Here is a 17,660-nt window from a genome sequence, read left to right as displayed (position 1 = left end):
CGGCCGGGACGGGCTTCGCGCGCCGCGTTGTCTGTGACGCTACGACCTGGAGCGCACTCCAGCGCAAGTCGACCGTTCAGGCGGACCGGGTCCCCCCGTCGGTCACAGGGCGGTGGCCGCGCGGACCAGCCCCGCGACCGCCGTCGAGCGGCTGTGCGGGGGCCAGGCGATGACCGTGGTGACGTGGGGGGCGTCGAGGGCCGGTACGGCGGTGAGGCCCTCGCGCAGGCCGGTGCGGCCCGACTCCGGGACGACCGCGCAGGCCCGGCCGAGGGCGATGAGCTGGGTGAGCTGGGTGTGGTCGCGCACCTGCGGGCCGGGGCCGTCCGGGAAGGTGCCGTCGGGACGCGGCCACCGGGGGAGGGGCAGGCCGGGAAGACCGGTGACCTCGGCGAGCCGCAGGCGGGGGCGGACGCCGAGGGGGTGGTCCGCCGGGAGGATCACGACCTGCTCCTCGGTGCGCAGGTCCTCGGTGTCGAAGCCGGCCGTGTCGTCGAACGGCCGGTGCGGCAAGGCCACGTCGGCCCGGCCGTCGCGCAGCACCCGTGCCTGCTCACCCGGCCCGCACAGCACGATGTCCACGGCGACGGCGCCGGGTTCGGCAGCGTAGGCGTCCAGGAGTTTCGCCAGCAGCTCACCGGAGGCGCCCGCCTTCGCGGCGAGCACCACGGCGGGCCGGCCGGCCGGCCGCGGCGCGGGCGGCCCGGCGGGTGCGCCGCTCGGCGGCCTCCACGGCGTCCAGCGCCGCCCGCGCCTCCCGCAGCAGTACCGCCCCGGCCTCGGTCAGGGTGACGCCCCGGCTGCCGCGCTCCAGGAGGGCGGCGTCCAGGCGCCGTTCGAGCCCACCCTCCTCGGCCCCGCCTGCACCGCCGGGAAGATCGCGGCCCTGCTGAGGACCTGGCCCACCACCACCTGACCGCCGCCTCCGCTTTCGTGCGCAGTCGTCGAGCCGGCTTGCCTCCTGTCCGCCGGCGGCGAGGTCGCCGGGCGCCCGAAAAGCACCTTTTGTCGCTTATGCGGGGCTTGGTCGGCGCCCGCCCGGATACCCGGTCGGCATGGTACGGACGCTGAGAAGACACGGCAGACACGGCACGCGCACCGAGGCCGACCGCGAGACCGAGACCGGGAGCGGGCGGGGAACGGGTGCCGGGACGGACGAGCAGGTGGAGCGGAGGGCGCCGGACACTCCGACGGACATGCCCAAGCACTCCTGGAGGGCGGTGCTCAAAGGCACCCTCAAGGAGTTCAAGAAGGACGAGCTGACCGACCGGGCCGCGGCGCTCACCTATTACGGGATCCTGGCGCTGTTCCCCGCGCTGCTGGCGCTGGTCTCCCTGCTCGGCGTCGTCGGACAGTCGGTGACGCAGCAGGTGCTGGACAACATCCAGAAACTCGCTCCGGGCGCGGCCCGGGACGTGCTGCGCAACGCGGTACAGCAGATGCAGGGCAACGGCGGCCTCGGCTCCCTCGTGGCGATCGTCGGCCTGGCGCTCGCGATCTGGGCGGCGTCCGGCTACGTCGCCGCCTTCATCCGGTGCGCGAACGCGGTCTACGACGTCCCCGAGGGGCGTCCGGTGTGGAAGGTGCTGCCGGTCCGGGTCGGGGTGACCGTCGTACTGATGGTCATCGCCGTCATCAGTGCGGTGATCGTCGTCTTCACCGGCAGCCTGGCGCGGCAGGTGGGCACCACGCTGGGTGTCGGGGACACCTTCCTGACGGTGTGGTCGGTCGCGAAGTGGCCGGTGCTCGTGGTCCTGGTCACGATCATGATCGCGATTCTGTACTGGGCGACACCCAACGCCAAGGTGCGCGGCTTCCGCTGGGTCACGCCCGGCAGCTTCCTGGCCCTGCTGATCTGGATGATCGCCTCGGCGGGGTTCGCGTTCTACGTGGCCAATTTCGGCTCGTACAACAAGACCTACGGCGCCCTCGCCGGCGTGATCATCTTCCTGGTGTGGCTGTGGCTCACGAATCTGGCGATCCTGCTGGGGCTGGAGTTCGACGCGGAGATGAACCGTCAGCGCGCCGTCGCGGCAGGCCGTCCGGCCGGGCAGGAGCCCTACGTGGAGCCGCGCGACACCAGCAAGTGGGACGAGGAGGACCGCCGCCGTCTGGACTCCTGAGGCGGTCTCCATGGGTGAGGACCGGTCGAGCCGGTCCCCCTTCGTGGAGGCCGGTCCTCTCGGGCTCCGCCGGGGCGTTGCTCGTCGGCGGTCCGCGGCGTCACGGAGGTCGCGGCACAAATTCTGTCGCCGTCGGCGCAGAAATCCGATTCATGTGCGGTGAGGGTATGTCGGTGGACGGCTCGAGAAACAGTGGCGGTTTTTGTCGGGGCTCGCTCGGGCGGTTATTCCGTGCTACGGTTCTTCCAGTTGCAGTTGTGGTTCCCGAAAACTTCAAGTGCTCCTGCCGTCCTCCAGGTCGGCGGGTGCGCTTTTTAATGCCGGTTTGTATTCCGGACGGGGTCATCATCACGGCGACGCGGGACGTGCACAGTGCGGGTCCCACGGGTAATGCCCCAAAGGAGATATGACATGGCTACTGGCACCGTGAAGTGGTTCAACGCGGAAAAGGGCTTCGGCTTCATCGAGCAGGACGGCGGCGGCGCCGACGTCTTCGCCCACTACTCGAACATCGCCGCCTCCGGCTTCCGTGAGCTCCAGGAAGGCCAGAAGGTGAGCTTCGACGTCACGCAGGGCCAGAAGGGCCCGCAGGCGGAGAACATCGTTCCCGCCTGATCGCGGTACGCACGTAAAGGCTGGGCCCGCACCGATCGGTGCGGGCCCAGCCGTTTGCCGTCTGTTCGCCGGGTCCGTGGAGCGGCCACTTCATCCGCACGACGGGGAATTCCGCTCCGGGGAAATTCGAATCCAGATTTCGTGTTATCGTCCCAATGAATTCACTCGGTGTTCCGCAAGTGTCGGGCGCGATTCAGCGCCCGTGTCCCCGGTGTGTCGGCGTGCGGTGTGAGGCATCCGCTGCGCACCCGACCGGCTGCGACAGGGAGGGAAGAAATGGCGACTGGCACGGTGAAGTGGTTCAACTCGGCACGGGGTTTCGGTTTCATCGAGCAGGACGGCAGTGGCGCGGACGTGTACGCCCACTACTCCTACATCGCCGATCACGGACTGGCGGGCCTCCTGGCGGGCCAGAGGGTGACGTTCGACGCCGTGTACGGACGGAAGTGCCCGTACGCGGAGAACATCGTCACCTGAGGGCTGCGAGGCGACGCCCCTGCGGCGGTGGCGGCCCCTGACGTCCCGGTGGCCACGGATTCCCAGCGCGTCCGCAGGCCCTCGCCAGGCCGCTCCAAATCGTTGACGAAATCGTTGATGGCATGGCCGACCCAACGCACGAACACAAGCCGCGCACGCCGGCAGCCCACCGCTCCCGCCGATGGTTCATGAACAAGGCCCTGCTCGGCGGTGGCGTCGCAGGAGGACCGCTCGGCGGGGCAGCGGCGCGGCCCGTCAGATGCGGTTCGGTGCTGGTGCCGGCTGGGTGAGCTGCGCCGTCGCGCGGCGGGGGAGCAGCAGCGGGGTCGCCAGCAGCAGTACGCCGGCCAGGCCGATGGCCGTCCGCGGGCCCAGCAGGCTTCCCAGCACACCCCAGACCGCCGTCAGGAGCGCGGTCGAGGCCTTGGTCGTCACCGCCCAGGCCGACAGCGTGCGGGTGACCCGGTCGGCCGCGGTGCGCTCGAGCCGGCAGGTCGCCTGGACGGGGTTGAAGACCCCGCAGCAGAAGATGAGCGCGAGTTCGACGCCCATCACCAGCAGCAGCCCTCCGGTGCCCGGCCCCAGGAAGGCCAGGCCGACGGGCCACACCGCACGCAGCGTCCCGAACACGAGCAGGACCTGCCGCTGCCCGAACCGCGTGACCAGCGCTGGTGCCAGCCGCGAACCGAGCAGCCCGCCGATCGAGGGCACGGCGAAGGCCAGCCCGTACTGCCACGGTGCGAACCCGAGCCGGCCGAGCATCAGGACGGCCAGCAAGGGCGAAGCGGCCATCACCAGGCCGTTGAACAGGGCGGTGTTGAGGAACAGTGGACGCAGCGTCGGGTCCGCGAGGATGTACCGCCAGCCGTCGAGCAGGTCCCCGGCCCGCATGCGCGCGGTCTCCCGGCGCTCCGGCCGAAGCTCGTGCCCGCCCATCGCGCGCAGGCCGAGGGCCGACAGCAGGTAGCTGACCGCGTCGGCCACCACCGTCGCCACCGGGCCGAGGAGCCCGATCGCCGCGCCGCCCAGCGGCGGTCCGACGATCGTCGTCGTCCAGGCCGTGGACTCGAAACGGGCGTGGGCGACGAGCAGGTCCTCGGCCGGCAGCAGCGTCTTGAGGTACGCGCCGGAGGCGGCGCGGAAGGTGATGTCCGCCGCTGCGACGACGACCGAGACCAGCAGGAGTTGGAGGAAGGTGAGCACGCCGAGCGCGAATGCCGCGGGAATCGTCAGCAGCGCCGCGAACCGCGCCAGGTCCGTCGCGATCAGTACCGGCCGCTTGCGCCGGAACTCCACCCACGGGCCGAGCGGCACCGCCACCGCTGCGCCCACCGCCGCCCCCGCGGAGGCGAGCGCCGCGACCTCGGCCGGTCCGGCGTGCAGCACCTGGACGGCGATCAGCGGGACCGCGCCGAAGGCGAGCCACGTGCCGAGCGCGCTCGTCGCGTACGCTCCCCAGAGCCACCCGAACCGCCGCCCCAGCCGGTGCCCCGGTCGATGTCCCCGCCGGTACCCGAACAACCGTCCCGGCCGGTGCCCGCTCTCCATGCCTGGCGCTCCCCGCTCCTCATCCGCACAACCGACAGGCGACCGGAAGCATCAAAGCGAAGGCTCGGGCCGGGAATCAAACAACGGGCGGACCGCAAGCCACAACCAAACGTTGTGGCTCTAGGGTGTCGGCATGGATCTCGACACCGTCCGGACGTTCGTCGCCGCCGCCGACGCGGGACAGTTCCAGGAGGCCGCCACCGAGCTGGCGGTCACCCAGCAGGCCGTCTCCAAGCGCATCGCCGCGCTGGAGCGCGACCTCGGAGTGCGCCTGTTCACCCGGACCGCGCGCGGAGCCGAGCTCACCATCGACGGGCAGGCGTTCCTGCCCCACGCGCGCGAACTGCTGCGCGTCGCCGAGCGCGCGGTCACCTCCGTGCGCACCGGCCGCCGTCCACTGCGCGTCGACATCATCGCCTCGCGCGGGGCGGCGTCGGGACTCATGCGCGGCTTCCACCGCGCGTACCCCGAGATCGAGCTCGACGTGGTGATGCTCCTTGACATCGAGACCGCCGTCGCCGCCGTCCGCTCCGGCACGATCGACGCCTCCTTCCGCGCGGTCGCCGCGCCCGGCAGGCCCCTACCGGAGGACATCGAGTCGGTCCGGGTGCTCGACGAGCCGCTCCAGCTCCTCACCGGCCCCGCCCACGTGCTGGCGGGCGCCCGGTCGGTGACCGTCGAGCAGCTCGCCGGACACCGGATCTGGATGCCCGGCATCGTTCCCGGCACCGAGTGGGCCGCCTACTACGACGACCTCGTGGCCGAGTTCGGCCTCACCATCGAGGCCACCGGCCCCAACTTCGGCTCCGACGCCCTCCTCGACACCGTCGCCGACACCCCGGCCCTGGCCACCTTCATGGGCGGACGGACACGCCTGGTCTGGCCCTCGGACCACGGCCTGCGCCGCATCCCGGTGACCGACCCGACACCCGTCTATCCGCACTCGCTCCTGTGGCACCGCGACAACCCCCACCCGGCGCTGGGCACCCTCCGCGCCCACCTCGCCGCCACAGCGGCAGGCCGTGCCACCGCCGGCACCTGGACGCCCGACTGGGTGCTCGCGCACTGACCGCCGCCGCGACCTCGCGCACGTCGGCGTAGGGGCGGACGGGACTCCGTCCGCCGCCGCGAGCAGGAGCGCGACGGCTCACCGCCGGCCTCAGGCCCCCCGGCGGCCCGGCGCGCCGGGACCCGGCCGACGTACCGGTGGCGCGGAGCCGGACGGACCTCAGTCCCGGGACGCCTCCGGCCGGGGCGCGGCCGCGGGCTCCAGCCGGACCACGATCCCCTTCGACGTCGGCTGGTTGCTCCCGTCGGCCACGCTCTCCAGCGGTACCAGGACGTTGGTCTCCGGGTAGTAGGCGGCGGCACAGCCGCGCACGGTCGGGTACGGCACCACGCGGAAGCCCGCGGCGCGGCGCTCGGCGTTGTCCCGCCACACACCGACCAGGTCGACGTACTGCCCCTCGGCGAGGCCGAGACCGGTGATGTCCTCCGGGTTGACGAGCACCACACGCCGGCTGCCGTGGATGCCCCGGTAGCGGTCGTTCGACGTGTAGGGCACGGTGTTCCACTGGTCGTGCGAGCGCATGGTCTGCAGCAGCAGGTGCCCCTCGGGGGCGTGCGGCATCTCCCAGGCGTTCCGGGTGAACAGCGCCTTGCCCACGGCGTTGTGATAGACGCCCTCGTTGACCGGGTTCGGCAGCTGGATGCCGCCGGGACGTGTCACACGCCGGTTGAAGTCGTGCAGTCCGGGGACGACGCGGGAGATGCGGTCGCGGATCGTGCCGTAGTCGGCCTCGAACTCCTCCCACGGGATGTCGGCCCTCGCCCTGCCGAGAGTGCGGCGGGCGAGCCGGCACAGGATGGCGACCTCACTGAGCAGCAGGGGAGACGCGGGCTGGAGACGGCCGCGGGAGGTGTGCACCTCGCTCATCGAGTTCTCCACGGTGACGAACTGCTCCCCGTCGGCCTGGATGTCCCGTTCGGTGCGGCCGAGGGTCGGCAGGATGAGCGCCGTTTCGCCGCAGACGGTGTGCGACCGGTTGAGCTTGGTGGAGATGTGGACGGTCGTACGGCAGCCGCGCACGGCCTCCTCGGTGATCTCGCTGTCCGGTGCGGCGCGGACGAAGTTGCCGGCCAGGGCGAGGAAGAACCTGATGCGGCCCTCACGCATCGCCTTGATCGAGTTGACGGAGTCCAGTCCGTGGGCGCGCGGAGGGTCGAAGCCGAACTCCTCCTGGAGCGCGTCGAGGAAGCCGTCCGGCATCCGCTCCCAGATGCCCATCGTGCGGTCGCCCTGCACGTTGCTGTGCCCGCGCACCGGGCAGGCGCCGGTGCCTGCCCGGCCGACGTTGCCGCGCAGCAGCAGGAAGTTCACGATCTCCCGGACGGTGGGGACGGCGTGCTTGTGCTGCGTGATCCCCATCGCCCAGCAGACGACGACGCGGTCGCTGCGCAGCACCTCGTCCCGGACCTGCTCGATCTCCTCGCGCGTCAGTCCGGTCGCGGCGAGGACGTCCTTCCACTCGACGGTGCGGGCGTGCTCGGCGAACTCCTCGAAGCCCTCGGTGTCGGACTCGATGAAGTCGCGGGCGAGCACCTGGCCCGGCCGGGCGTCCTCGGCCTCCAGCAGCAGCCGGTTGATCCCCTGGAACAGGGCGAGGTCGCCACCGTTGCGGATGTGGAGGAACCGGTCGGCGATCTCGACGCCCTGCCCGATCATCCCGCGCGCCTTCTGCGGGTTCTTGAACCTCAGCAGGCCGGCTTCCGGCAGCGGGTTCACCGCGATGACACGGGCGCCGTTGCGCTTGGCCTCCTCGAGTGCGGACAGTTGCCGGGGGTGGTTGCTTCCGGGGTTCTGTCCCACCAGGAAGATCAGGTCGGCGTGGTGGAGGTCGTCGAGGCTGACCGTTCCCTTGCCGGTGCCCAGGGTCTCGTGCAGGGCGAACCCGCTGGACTCGTGGCACATGTTGCTGCAGTCGGGCAGGTTGTTGGTGCCCAGCGCCCTGGCGAACAGCTGAAGGACGAACGCGGCCTCGTTGCCGGCCCGGCCGGAGGTGTAGAACACGGCCTCGTCGGGGGAGCCGAGCGACGTCAGCTCCGAGGCGAGCAGGCCGAGGGCGTCGTTCCAGCTGATGGGCTCGTAGTGGTCGGATCCCGGCCGCTTGACCACCGGTTCGGTGAGCCGGCCCTGCTGGTTCAGCCACGCGTCGGAGCGCCGGCCCAGCTCGGAGACCGAGTGCGTGCGGAAGAAGTCGGCGGTGACGCGCCGCGTCGTCGCCTCGTCGTTGATGTGCTTGGCGCCGTTCTCGCAGTACTCGTTGCGGTGCCGGTGGCCCGGCGCGGGGTCCGCCCAGGCGCAGCCGGGACAGTCGATGCCGCCCACCTGGTTCATGGTCAGCAGCGTGTGCCCGGCATTGCGGGGGGAGGTCTCCTCCAGGGAGTACTCCATCGCATGGACCACCGCGGGCAGGCCCGCGGCCCACTTCTTGGGCGGGGTCACGGTCAGGTCCTCGGTCGGCTCGTCGCCGGGCGCCTTCTTCATCGGGTTGCCTCTCACTCACGCTGCTGCCGCTCGCGGATCAGCCGACGGGCCAGTGGGCCACCCGGCTCCTGCGCGGCTTGGCTTCCCGGGGCCGCACCCGCCCCCCGCGGATGATCCCCCGCCAGGCCCCGGTCTCTTCTCCCAGGCCCTCGATGTACTCCTTGAAGTGCCGCAGCTCGTCCCGTACGACACGGTCGGCCAGCCCGGTGAGGCCGGCGAGCACGCCGGTGACGCCGCGCGGTTCGATGTGGATCCGCACGGTCATCTCCGTTCCGCCCGCCGCGCCGGGCCGGAACGTCACTTCGCCCCGGTGGGCGGGATGCCGCCCGAGGCTCCGCCAGACCACGTGCGAGTCGGGTTCCTGCTCCACGATCTCGGCCTGGAACTCACGGCGCACCGGTCCGGCCGCGATGGTCCACGTGGTCAGGGCCGGCCTGACCTGGTCGACCCTCTTCACCACCGTCATGAACCGGGGGAAGCCCGTGACCTGCGTCCACTGGTTGTACGCGGTACTCACCGGAACCGCGATCCCGATCGTTTCCTCAACGCTGTGCATGGCCCACCCATCGTCAGCCGCCGCTCGTCCCAGTCTCACCGCACGCCCGGCCGGTCGCCACACGTCGGCCCGTACGCGGCCGACCGCCGCGGCCGACCGTCGGGGCCGCGCGCCGGCCCGCTCCGCCGCGCGTCCGACCACCGCTCACACAGGGCGCCTGACGGGGGGCGAGCGGTGACCGGGCGACGAGGCCGCCTTCGCGGACAGGGCCGATACCGATGCCGACGGGCATCTCCAGCAGGACTGCGTAGTTTCAGGCCATGGCGGGCACCCGTCACCGATGACCTCGGCTGATTTCCTGTTCGCCCTGCTCGGAGTGGGTGCGCTGGGGGCGGCGGTGCTGCCCCGTCTGGTGGCCGGCCGGCCCCTGTCGGCGCCCCTCGTGTTCCTGGCCTGTGGCGGGGTCCTGACCCTTCTGCCCGTGCCGCTGCCGGACCTCGATCCCATCGGTGACCGCATATGGGTGGAGCACCTCACCGAGATCTGCGTCATCGTCTCGCTGATGGGGGCCGGGCTCGCCCTGAACCGGCCCTTCGGCCGCCGCCGGTGGGGTGCCACCTGGCGGCTGCTCGGCATCACCATGCCGCTCACCGTCGCGGCGATGGCGCTCCTCGCCTGGGGGCTGCTGGACTGGCCGCCGGCCGCCGCACTGCTCCTCGCCGCCGTGCTGGTGCCCACCGACCCGGTGCTCGCCTCGGAGGTCCGGGTCGGTGAGCCCACCGACTCCGAGCACGACGAGGACGAGGTGCGGTTCGCGCTGACCAGCGAGGCGGGACTCAACGACGGGCTGGCCTTCCCCCTGGTGGCGGCGGCGATGGCGCTGGCCGGCGCAGCCGGTACGGGGATGTCCGGGGACTGGGTCGGACACTGGCTGCTGGTCGACCTGCTGTACAAGTGCGCCGTGGGCGTGGCCGGCGGTCTGGCCGTGGGGGCGCTGCTGGGCTGGGTGTTCTTCCGCGCCGGCTGGCGGATGATGCGGCTGGCCGAACACGGCGAGGGCTTCGTGGCCCTGGGAGCCATGTGCCTGTCCTACGGTCTGACCGAGCTCGCCCACGGCTACGGCTTCCTGGCCGTGTTCGTCACCGCCTGCCGCCTGCGGTCCGCCGAACGCGCCCACGGCTACCACAAGGTGATGCACGACTTCGTGGAACAGGTCGAGCGTCTCCTGACCGCCGGCCTGCTCCTGCTGCTCGGCGCCTACCTCGGGCAGGGGATCCTGTCCGAGCTGAGCTGGCGGGGGATCCTCGTCAGCCTGTCGCTGCTGCTCGTCATCCGCCCCCTGACCGGCTGGCTCGCCCAGCTCGGCTCGGCCGCGGGCCCCCGTGAACGCCTGGTGACCGCCTTCTTCGGCATCCGCGGCATCGGCTCGCTGTTCTACCTCTCCTACGCGCTCGGCCCGCAGACGTTCCACGTCCCGGCCGAGGAACTGTGGGCGGTGGTGGCCTTCACCGTCCTCGTCTCCGTCGTCCTGCACGGGATCACGGCCTCGCCCGTCATCTCCCGGCTGGACCGGCTGCGCCTGCTCCGGGCGAAGCGGGACCCGGCCACGGGACCCGAACCGGACGAGGTCGACATCGCGAACCAGCGGCTGTGAGCGAACGGGGGGCACCGGTTCGGCCGGTCCGCATCCGTGCGGGTCGGGCGATCTCCTCCGGACGGGCGTCGGCGACCGTCGTCCGCCGGGGACCCGGTCCGCTTCGTGAACTCGTCGCGTTCGCCCGCGTCCCCGGCCCGGGTCCCTCAGGGTGCTGCCGCGGGGCGCGGGGCGCAGGGTGCAGGGGGCGGGGCGCCGAGGAGGACCTGACCGGTGTGCCAGGCGAGGTGGCCGGCGGCGACACGGCGTGCGCCCGGCTGCGGCCCGACGAGCGGTCGGCCGGCGAGTGCCGTGACCTGCTCGCGGGCGCGGTGCGGAGTTCGGTGATCTGGCGAAGCGTCCGTACGACGTGCCCGGCGTTTTGGTGGTGCTCGTCCCGTGGCTGCCCCTGGTGGCGCGGTGACGGTGGCCCGGAGCGTGCCTCACCGTGGTGGCGGGAGCCTTCGCCGTCCACCGACTGGCCGCCTGTCCCACCACGTTCGCGAGCGTGGGGCCGTACGTCGCTCTGTACAGCGTGGGAGCCCACGGCAAGCCCGTCACCGGTGCCCGCCTCACGTCGACGGTGGCCCTGGCCACCGGGCTGTACGCCTTGTTCGCCGTCGGGCTGCACCACAGGGGCTCACCGCAGCAGGCGTCCGCCTCCCTCCTCGTCCTCCTCGTCCTCCTCGCGCCGGCCTCTTGCCGGGCCGCGGGCCGGGGCTGCCGGGGCGGCCGAGGCGTCCGGGCGCGGCAGGCCCCTGCCTTGCCCGGTCGTGCCGGCCGGCTCCGCGGCCGCCGACGGGAGGGTCAGAGGCGGATGACCACGAGTGCGGTGTCGTCGGCGTTGCCGCTGGAGGGGAGGAGATCGGCCAGGAGGCCGTCCGCCAGGGTCTCGGGGCCGGCCTGCCCGTGGCGGGTCAGGGAGTCGGCGAGACGGGCGAGACCGGTGTAGATGTCCTCGGTCCGGCGTTCGACGAGGCCGTCGGTGTACAGGACGAGCGTGGCGCCCTCGGCGAAGGGGACGGCCGCCTCGGAGCGCAGGACGTGCTCGGGGCTCACGCCCAGTGGAGGGTCGGTGGCCCCGTCGAGGAAGGTCACGGTCCCGTCGGGAGAGAGCAGTGCGGGCGGCGGGTGGCCCGCGCAGCTGTAGGTGAGGGTGTGGCTCTCCCAGTCGACGAACGTCTTCGCCACGGTGGTCGATTCGGCGCCGTCGACGGAGCGGGCGTAGAGGCCGAGGGCCTCCAGGGCCTGGGCCGGACCGTCGGCGACCTGGGCGGCCGCGCTCAGCGCGCTGCGCAGTTGGCCCATGACACAGGCCGCGGCGAGCCCGTGGCCCACGACATCCCCGACGGCCACCGCGATGCGGTCCCCGGCCAGGTCGACCAGGTCGTACCAGTCGCCGCAGACGTTCAGGCCGCCGATCGCGGGACGGTAGCGCACGGCCGCCCGGTGATGTCCGACCGGGCCCGGAGCGGGCAGCATCGCCCCTTGCAGCGTCAGGGCCACCTCCCGTTCCCGGGCGTGCGCCCTGCGCAGGCGCTCATTGACTTCCTGCAGTTCACGGGCGCGGGTGTAGAGCTCGGCCTCGAGCACCCGGGCCCGGTCGCTGCCGCCCCGGCCGCCACGGGCGCGGATGAGTTCGGTGACCTCCTCCACCCGGTGGATGATCAGGACCACTTCGCCGTCGGGGCCGAGGACCGGCGCGTTGACCGGGCTCCAGAAGTGTTCCTCCCAGTGGCCGGGCCGCCGCGGATCCTCGATGTCGTAACGGAGCAGCGCCATGGTGTCGCGCTCGCCCGTCTCCAGCACGCGTGCCATCGACGTCCGCGTCTCCCGCATGCCGGCTGCCGCCGGTTCACCGGGGTTCTCCGGGAACACGTCGAAGATGTGGCGGCCGAGCAACTGCTCGCGGGAGCGTCCGGTGAGCTGCGCGAAGTCCTCGTTGACGTCGGCGTACGCCAGGTCGGGGGTGAGCAGTGCGACCATGCCGGGAAGGGCCCGGAACACCGCCGCGTAGTCGATCCGCGGTCCGTTCATGTGCTGCCGCCTCGACGCCGCCCGTCACCACATGTGCGGTTCCACGATAGTTCGTGCCTGCCGTCCGAGCTCGGTCATTGCTCCGCCCGGGGACGGCCGGCGCCTGGGTGGACCCATGATGGCGAGATATGGCGCCAATTTGATTTCCTGTGGCGCCATCAATGTGCCATGATGATGCATCGGAAAAGGAGAACGGCAAGAAGGAGCACGCCACCATGTCCCTCGCCCCCGCCCCCGGCGCCCAGGACGAGGCAGCGCCCGGCGCCCGCACCGCCTTCGCCCGCTTCGTGCTCTGCGGCGGCGGGGTGGGGCTCGCCGCCGGCTTCGCCGTCGCCGCCCTGGCCTCCGCCGTCCCCTGGATCCTGGCCAACGCCCTGGTCACCGTGGCCTCCACCCTCCTGGCCACCGAACTGCACGCCCGCTTCACCTTCGGCGCGGGCGGGCGCGCGACCCGGCGCCAGCACGCGCAGTCGGCCGGCTCCGCGGCCGCCGCCTACGCGGTGACCTGCGCGGCGATGCTCGCCCTGGAGCAGCTGGTGACGGCCCCCGGTGCGGTGCTCGAGCAGGCGGTCTACCTGTCCGCCTCCGCCCTCGCCGGAATCGCACGCTTCGCGGTGCTGCGCCTCGTCGTCTTCGCCCGGAGCCGTTCGCGGGCCGCGGCCACCGCGGCCGTCCGCACCGCCCCTGCCGTGCACCCGGTCGTGACGGGCACCGCCCCTGCCGTGCACCCGGTCGTGACGGGCACCGCCGCCCCGGGCGGTCCCGCGGCCCTGTGCCACGCCGCCTGACCACCCGGGTGTGGGCCCCGCACGAGCGGCGGGGCCCACTTCGTCAGCAGGTGGAGTCGGTCTGGGTGAGCAGACCGAGCCGCCACGGCAGGCCGCTGCAGTCACCGCTCGCGTTGGGGTTCAGGCCCTGGTAGAGGTACTGGAGCCGGCAGGAGTTGATGCTGAGCGTCTGGCAGTGGCCCGCGCGGATCGTCTCACCGTGGCTGATGTCCCGGGTCCAGGCACCGGCGGGGAAGGTCACGTTGTTCGCCCGGGCGAAGGGGTTGCTCTCGGACGCGGCCAGCGGCGTCCACGAGCCGGTGAGGCTGCTCGCGGTCCAGGATCGAGGTGTAGGTGCCGTCACCGAGCTTTCCGGCGGCCACGGCGGTTCCGAAGTACCGCCCGGACTGCGCCGCCTGGGCGCCCGGTGTGCCTGCCCGCTCGGCGCCGGACGCGCCGGTCACGGTGGCGGGCGTCACCATGGCGGCCACGGCCGGCAGGCCAGGGCAAAGGCTCGGCGTCGGCCGGACCGTTTCAGCGGGTTCATCGTTCTCCTCGTACGGTGGGGGGCGGGCGGGGGAGCCGGTTGACCGGATCGGCTCAGGGCACGGACAGCTCGAACCGCGTGACGCGGACCGCGCCGCCGAGTGCCTGCGTGGCGTGGTTGAAGAGGGCGAACCGGTAGCCCATGAAGAACCGCCAGTCGTTGCCCAGGGAGAAGACGGGACCGAGGCGGGTGAAGTTGGTGCCGTCGGTGCTGTAGGAGAAGGTCCCGGGGCGTCCCGCGCCGGGGCGGATGTCCGCGCCGGCGCGCAGCCAGACGCGGCTTCCCGGGACGGCCGCGCTCGCGACCTCGGTGCCGGTGCCGGTGGTGTTCCAGTTGCCGTCCATGGTCAGCCCGTTGACCATCACCACCCGCGTCGTGCCGCCGTCGCGCTTGACGCCGATCCAGGCGGAGGAGTCACGCAGCAGCGCGAGCCCGGCCCGGTCGCCGTCCCGCATCGCGGAGTGGTCGAGCTGGACCGTGGCGGTGGAGGTGGGGCCCTGGATGCGGTGGGTCAGGGTGTTGCGGGCCGAGTACAGGTCGTCGGTGACGGTCGCGGTCCGCAGGGTCAGGCCGTTGCCGACCGACCACTTGGTGGTGTCCGGGTTGTGGTTCCACTCCCACCTGGGCTTCAGGGCCGTGCCGTCGAAGGTGTCGACGCCGACCATGGGGGTGACCTGGCGCGGCGGAGCGGGCACGGCCGGGCTGGGGTACGAGGTGCCCCATGCGCCGTTCACGAGTTGCACGACGGGCCAGCCGTCCGGCGTCCAGGTGACCGGCGCCAGGGCGGGCATCCGGCCGCCGGGGTAGGCGTCGACGAAGGCCAGGTAGTACCAGGCGCCGCTCTGCGTCTGCACCAGCCCGCCCTGGTGCGGAACACCGCCGCCGGGGATCGGCCCGCGCAGGTCGAGCAGGACCTGCCGCATCGTGTACGGGCCGAAGGGGCCGCCCGACGACTTCAGGATGTACTGACCGTTCGCGGGGCGGGTGAGGAAGATGTAGTACTGCCCGTTGATCTTGTAGAAGCGGGCGCCCTCGAGGGTTCCGACACTCGGCGGTGTGGTGAACACCTGCTGGATGCGGACCTGGCTGCGGCCGTCGGGCGAGAGCTGGGCGACGCTGATGGCGGTGTTCCCGTAGGCCACGTACAGGGTGTCGTCGCTGTCGACGAGCAACCCCGCGTCGTAGTAGGGGGTGCTGATGGTCGTCAGCCTGTTCCACGGCCCCTCGGCGGCGGTGGCGGTGTAGACGTACGTCCGGGCGAAGTCGATCTGGCCCAGCCAGTAGAAGGTCCGGTTGCTCGGACGGTAGGCCAGCGACGACGCCCAGATGCCGCGGACGTAGCCACGGGCCCCGTTCAGGTCGTACTTGGCGCCGAAGTCGAGGACGGGCACCGAGTGACCGGCGATCTCCCAGTTCACCAGGTCGTAGGAGCGCAGGACGGGCGCGCCCGGGGAGTAGTGCATCGTCGAGGCCGAGGCGTAGTACGTGTCGCCGACGCGCAGGACGTCGATGTCGGCGAAGTCCTGCCAGATCACCGGGTTCGTGTACTGCGCGGCGGCCGCGGGAGCCGTACCCGGGGCGGGAGGGGGAGCGGCGGCGGCGGTCTCGGGGGCCGCGGCCAGGGGCAGGAAGGCGCCGGTGGCCAGGCCGGTGGCGGCGGCCAGGACCCGGCGGCGGCCCAAATATTGATGAGAGCATGACATGTCCACGTTTCGTTCTCCTCGTGCGACCCGGGAACGCGCGGTAGGTCCTGCCTGCCGCGAGCTGAGCGGTCGGGCAGGCTCGCCTCGGTTCGTCATTTCGAACATCGATCGACTAACCGAGCAATTGGGACAGTAGAGAGCTTGGCGATCCCGTCAATCCTTCTCGCATGATTCGCTGTTCACATCGAAAAATTTCGAAGTGCGGGTGTGTGATTGCGTGCTGACGTCCCGTCGGGTGCCGTGGGGCCGGCGATCCGGACGGTGTTGACATGCTCAGCACCATCCCTGATGATCCGTCAAGGTCCTGAGTCCCGAATGGTGTTCGTCATGTCGAACGAATCTTTCGCTGCCCAGGTGTTCCGAAGCGGCGGGTCCGGTGTGGCGGCTTCAGGGGTCCCTGATGCGTCCGTGCGCCGCGCGGGCCTCACACCCGCCCTTGAGCGCAAGCAGTTCACGGCTTCCCCTTCCGGGAAAGGAGCCCCGGTGTTCAGACGATCAGGCAGGACACTGCTTCACCTCTTCGCGGCCGCCGCCCTGACGGTCACCGCCTCCGTCACGGCCGCCGTCCAGCCGACCGCTTCGGCCGCCCCCGGCAGTCCGGCGCTCACCCCACCGCTGGGGTGGAACAGCTGGAACAGCTTCGGGTGCGCAGTCACCGAGGCGCAGGTCCGCCAGGCCGCCGACGCGATGGTGTCCTCGGGGATGCGGGACGCCGGCTACCGGTACGTGGTGGTCGACGACTGCTGGTTCGACCCGCAGCGCGACGCGGCGGGCAACCTGCGGGCCAACCCCACCAAGTTCCCGAGCGGAATGAAGGCGCTCGGGGACTACATCCACGGCAGGGGCCTGAAGTTCGGCATCTACCAGGTGCCGGGCGAGCGCACCTGCGCGCAGGCCACGGGCGGCTACCCGGGGTCCACGGGCAGCAGGGGCCACGAGGCCCAGGACGCCGCCACGTTCGCCTCCTGGGGCGTCGACTACCTCAAGTACGACTGGTGCTCCTCCAGCGGCACCCGTGACGAACAGGTCGCCCGGTTCACGCTCATGCGCGACGCCCTGCGCGCCACCGGGCGGCCGATCGTCTACAGCATCAACCCCAACAGCCTGCACGCCATCACCGGCGCCACCTACGACTGGGGCGAGGTCGCCGACCTGTGGCGCACGACCGAGGACCTGCTCGACATCTGGCAGAACGGCAACACCAACAGCTACCCGATGGGCGTCGGCAACGTCCTGGACGTCACCGCCCCGCTCGCGGCGCAATCCGGCCCGCGGCACTGGAACGACCCCGACATGCTGGTCGTCGGCCGTCCCGGCCTGTCACTGACCGAGTCCCGCTCCCACTTCGCCCTGTGGGCCCTCATGGCCGCCCCGCTCATGGCCGGCAACGACATCCGCACCATGTCCGCCGACGTGAGCGCGGTCCTGCGCAACCCGCGACTGCTGGCGGTGAACCAGGACCCCCTGGGCGCGGGCGGGCGCAGGGTGCGTGACGACGGGACCACCGAGGTGTTCGCCAAGGCCCTGTCCGACGGTTCGGTCGCGGTGGGCCTGTTCAACCGGGGCGGCGGCACCGCCACGGTCACCACCACCGCCGCACAGGTCGGCTTGTCCGGAGGGCCGTTCACCCTCACGGACCTGTGGACCGGCGGCACGTCGAGCACCTCCGGGCAGATCTCGGCGAGCGTCCCCGCGCACGGCGTGGCCGTGTTCCGGGTGAGCGGCGGCAGCCCGTCGGCCGCCACCACCTCGCGGCTGCGCGGCAACGCGTCCGGCCGCTGCCTGGACGTGGACAACGCCTCCACCGCGGCCGGGGCCACGGTACTGATCTGGGACTGCCACACGGCCGCCAACCAGTTGTGGACCACCTGGGCCGGCGGCGAGATCAGGGTCTTCGGCGACAAGTGCCTGGACGCCTACGACGGGGGCACCACCGACGGCACCCGCGTCATCACCTGGCCCTGCAACGGCCAGGACAACCAGAAGTGGACCGTCGGTTCCGACGGAACGATCCGCAGCGTGCGCGCCGGGCTGTGCCTCGACGTCGACCGGGCCGGCACCGCCAACGGGACCCGACTGGTCCTGTGGACCTGCAACGGCCAGCACAACCAGAAGTGGACCCGCACGTGAGGGACGTCGCCCGCCGCCCGGCCGCTCGTTCCGCCGG

Annotated in this window: 12 protein-coding genes and 3 pseudogenes; 7 read left to right on the top strand and 8 right to left on the bottom strand. The window is 72.0% G+C overall.

Going from position 1 to position 17,660, the window contains the following annotated elements; translation table 11 throughout:
- Positions 1 to 102: 102 nt before the first annotated feature.
- A pseudogene (locus tag ACGFQC_RS25890) lies at positions 103 to 847 on the bottom strand (LysR family transcriptional regulator); the annotation flags it as partial.
- Between the two features lie 208 nt (positions 848 to 1,055).
- On the opposite strand from ACGFQC_RS25890, the gene ACGFQC_RS25885 reads away from it, so the two are divergent.
- The 3 genes from ACGFQC_RS25885 to ACGFQC_RS25875 all read left to right on the top strand — a co-directional run bounded on the left by ACGFQC_RS25885 (position 1,056) and on the right by ACGFQC_RS25875 (position 3,215).
- Positions 1,056 to 2,123, top strand: coding sequence for a YihY/virulence factor BrkB family protein (locus tag ACGFQC_RS25885; RefSeq protein WP_363092410.1), 1,068 nt, complete (start codon positions 1,056 to 1,058; stop codon positions 2,121 to 2,123).
- Positions 2,124 to 2,534: 411 nt separating this feature from the next.
- Complete coding sequence (locus ACGFQC_RS25880; protein ID WP_033176667.1) at positions 2,535 to 2,738, top strand: cold-shock protein; 204 nt, start codon at positions 2,535 to 2,537, stop codon at positions 2,736 to 2,738.
- Positions 2,739 to 3,014: 276 nt separating this feature from the next.
- Entirely contained in the window at positions 3,015 to 3,215 is a 201-nt protein-coding gene (locus ACGFQC_RS25875; RefSeq protein ID WP_363092409.1) for a cold-shock protein, read from the top strand.
- A 255-nt stretch (positions 3,216 to 3,470) separates the two neighbouring features.
- On the opposite strand, the gene ACGFQC_RS25870 is transcribed toward ACGFQC_RS25875, so the two are convergent.
- Positions 3,471 to 4,763, bottom strand: a complete 1,293-nt coding sequence (locus ACGFQC_RS25870) for an MFS transporter (RefSeq protein WP_363092408.1) — start codon at positions 4,761 to 4,763, stop codon at positions 3,471 to 3,473.
- A gap of 133 nt (positions 4,764 to 4,896) precedes the next feature.
- Between ACGFQC_RS25870 and ACGFQC_RS25865 the strand changes: the two genes are divergently transcribed.
- Complete coding sequence (locus ACGFQC_RS25865) at positions 4,897 to 5,832, top strand: LysR family transcriptional regulator (protein WP_363092407.1); 936 nt, start codon at positions 4,897 to 4,899, stop codon at positions 5,830 to 5,832.
- A 159-nt stretch (positions 5,833 to 5,991) separates the two neighbouring features.
- Here ACGFQC_RS25865 and ACGFQC_RS25860 read toward each other — a convergent pair whose 3' ends face one another.
- Positions 5,992 to 8,310: an FdhF/YdeP family oxidoreductase gene (locus tag ACGFQC_RS25860; protein ID WP_363092406.1), complete on the bottom strand. Its 2,319-nt coding sequence runs from the start codon at positions 8,308 to 8,310 to the stop codon at positions 5,992 to 5,994.
- Between the two features lie 37 nt (positions 8,311 to 8,347).
- The gene (locus ACGFQC_RS25855) at positions 8,348 to 8,866 is read right to left on the bottom strand and encodes an SRPBCC family protein (RefSeq protein ID WP_363092405.1); all 519 of its coding nucleotides are present in this window, start codon (positions 8,864 to 8,866) and stop codon (positions 8,348 to 8,350) included.
- Between the two features lie 280 nt (positions 8,867 to 9,146).
- On the opposite strand from ACGFQC_RS25855, the gene ACGFQC_RS25850 reads away from it, so the two are divergent.
- Complete coding sequence (locus ACGFQC_RS25850; RefSeq protein WP_363092404.1) at positions 9,147 to 10,460, top strand: cation:proton antiporter; 1,314 nt, start codon at positions 9,147 to 9,149, stop codon at positions 10,458 to 10,460.
- 146 nt (positions 10,461 to 10,606) lie between these two features.
- Here ACGFQC_RS25850 and ACGFQC_RS25845 read toward each other — a convergent pair.
- Both ACGFQC_RS25845 and ACGFQC_RS25840 read right to left on the bottom strand, forming a co-directional pair.
- Positions 10,607 to 10,768 (bottom strand): annotated as a pseudogene (locus tag ACGFQC_RS25845) (restriction endonuclease); the annotation flags it as partial.
- Positions 10,769 to 11,246: 478 nt separating this feature from the next.
- Entirely contained in the window at positions 11,247 to 12,476 is a 1,230-nt protein-coding gene (locus ACGFQC_RS25840; RefSeq protein ID WP_363092402.1) for a SpoIIE family protein phosphatase, read from the bottom strand.
- Positions 12,477 to 12,691: 215 nt separating this feature from the next.
- On the opposite strand from ACGFQC_RS25840, the gene ACGFQC_RS25835 reads away from it, so the two are divergent.
- The gene (locus tag ACGFQC_RS25835) at positions 12,692 to 13,264 is read left to right on the top strand and encodes a hypothetical protein (RefSeq protein ID WP_363092401.1); all 573 of its coding nucleotides are present in this window, start codon (positions 12,692 to 12,694) and stop codon (positions 13,262 to 13,264) included.
- A 43-nt stretch (positions 13,265 to 13,307) separates the two neighbouring features.
- Here ACGFQC_RS25835 and ACGFQC_RS25830 read toward each other — a convergent pair.
- Both ACGFQC_RS25830 and ACGFQC_RS25825 read right to left on the bottom strand, forming a co-directional pair.
- Positions 13,308 to 13,589 (bottom strand): annotated as a pseudogene (locus ACGFQC_RS25830) (non-reducing end alpha-L-arabinofuranosidase family hydrolase); the annotation flags it as partial.
- 254 nt (positions 13,590 to 13,843) lie between these two features.
- Positions 13,844 to 15,493: a glycoside hydrolase 43 family protein gene (locus ACGFQC_RS25825; protein WP_363092433.1), complete on the bottom strand. Its 1,650-nt coding sequence runs from the start codon at positions 15,491 to 15,493 to the stop codon at positions 13,844 to 13,846.
- A gap of 483 nt (positions 15,494 to 15,976) precedes the next feature.
- Here ACGFQC_RS25825 and ACGFQC_RS25820 point away from each other — a divergent pair, with 483 nt between their 5' ends.
- The gene (locus ACGFQC_RS25820; RefSeq protein WP_363092400.1) at positions 15,977 to 17,623 is read left to right on the top strand and encodes an RICIN domain-containing protein; all 1,647 of its coding nucleotides are present in this window, start codon (positions 15,977 to 15,979) and stop codon (positions 17,621 to 17,623) included.
- Positions 17,624 to 17,660: the final 37 nt, after the last annotated feature.

Source organism: Streptomyces sp. NPDC048734, assembly GCF_043198675.1.
Classification (GTDB): domain Bacteria; phylum Actinomycetota; class Actinomycetes; order Streptomycetales; family Streptomycetaceae; genus Streptomyces.
This window is presented reverse-complemented; position numbering and strand designations above follow the sequence as displayed.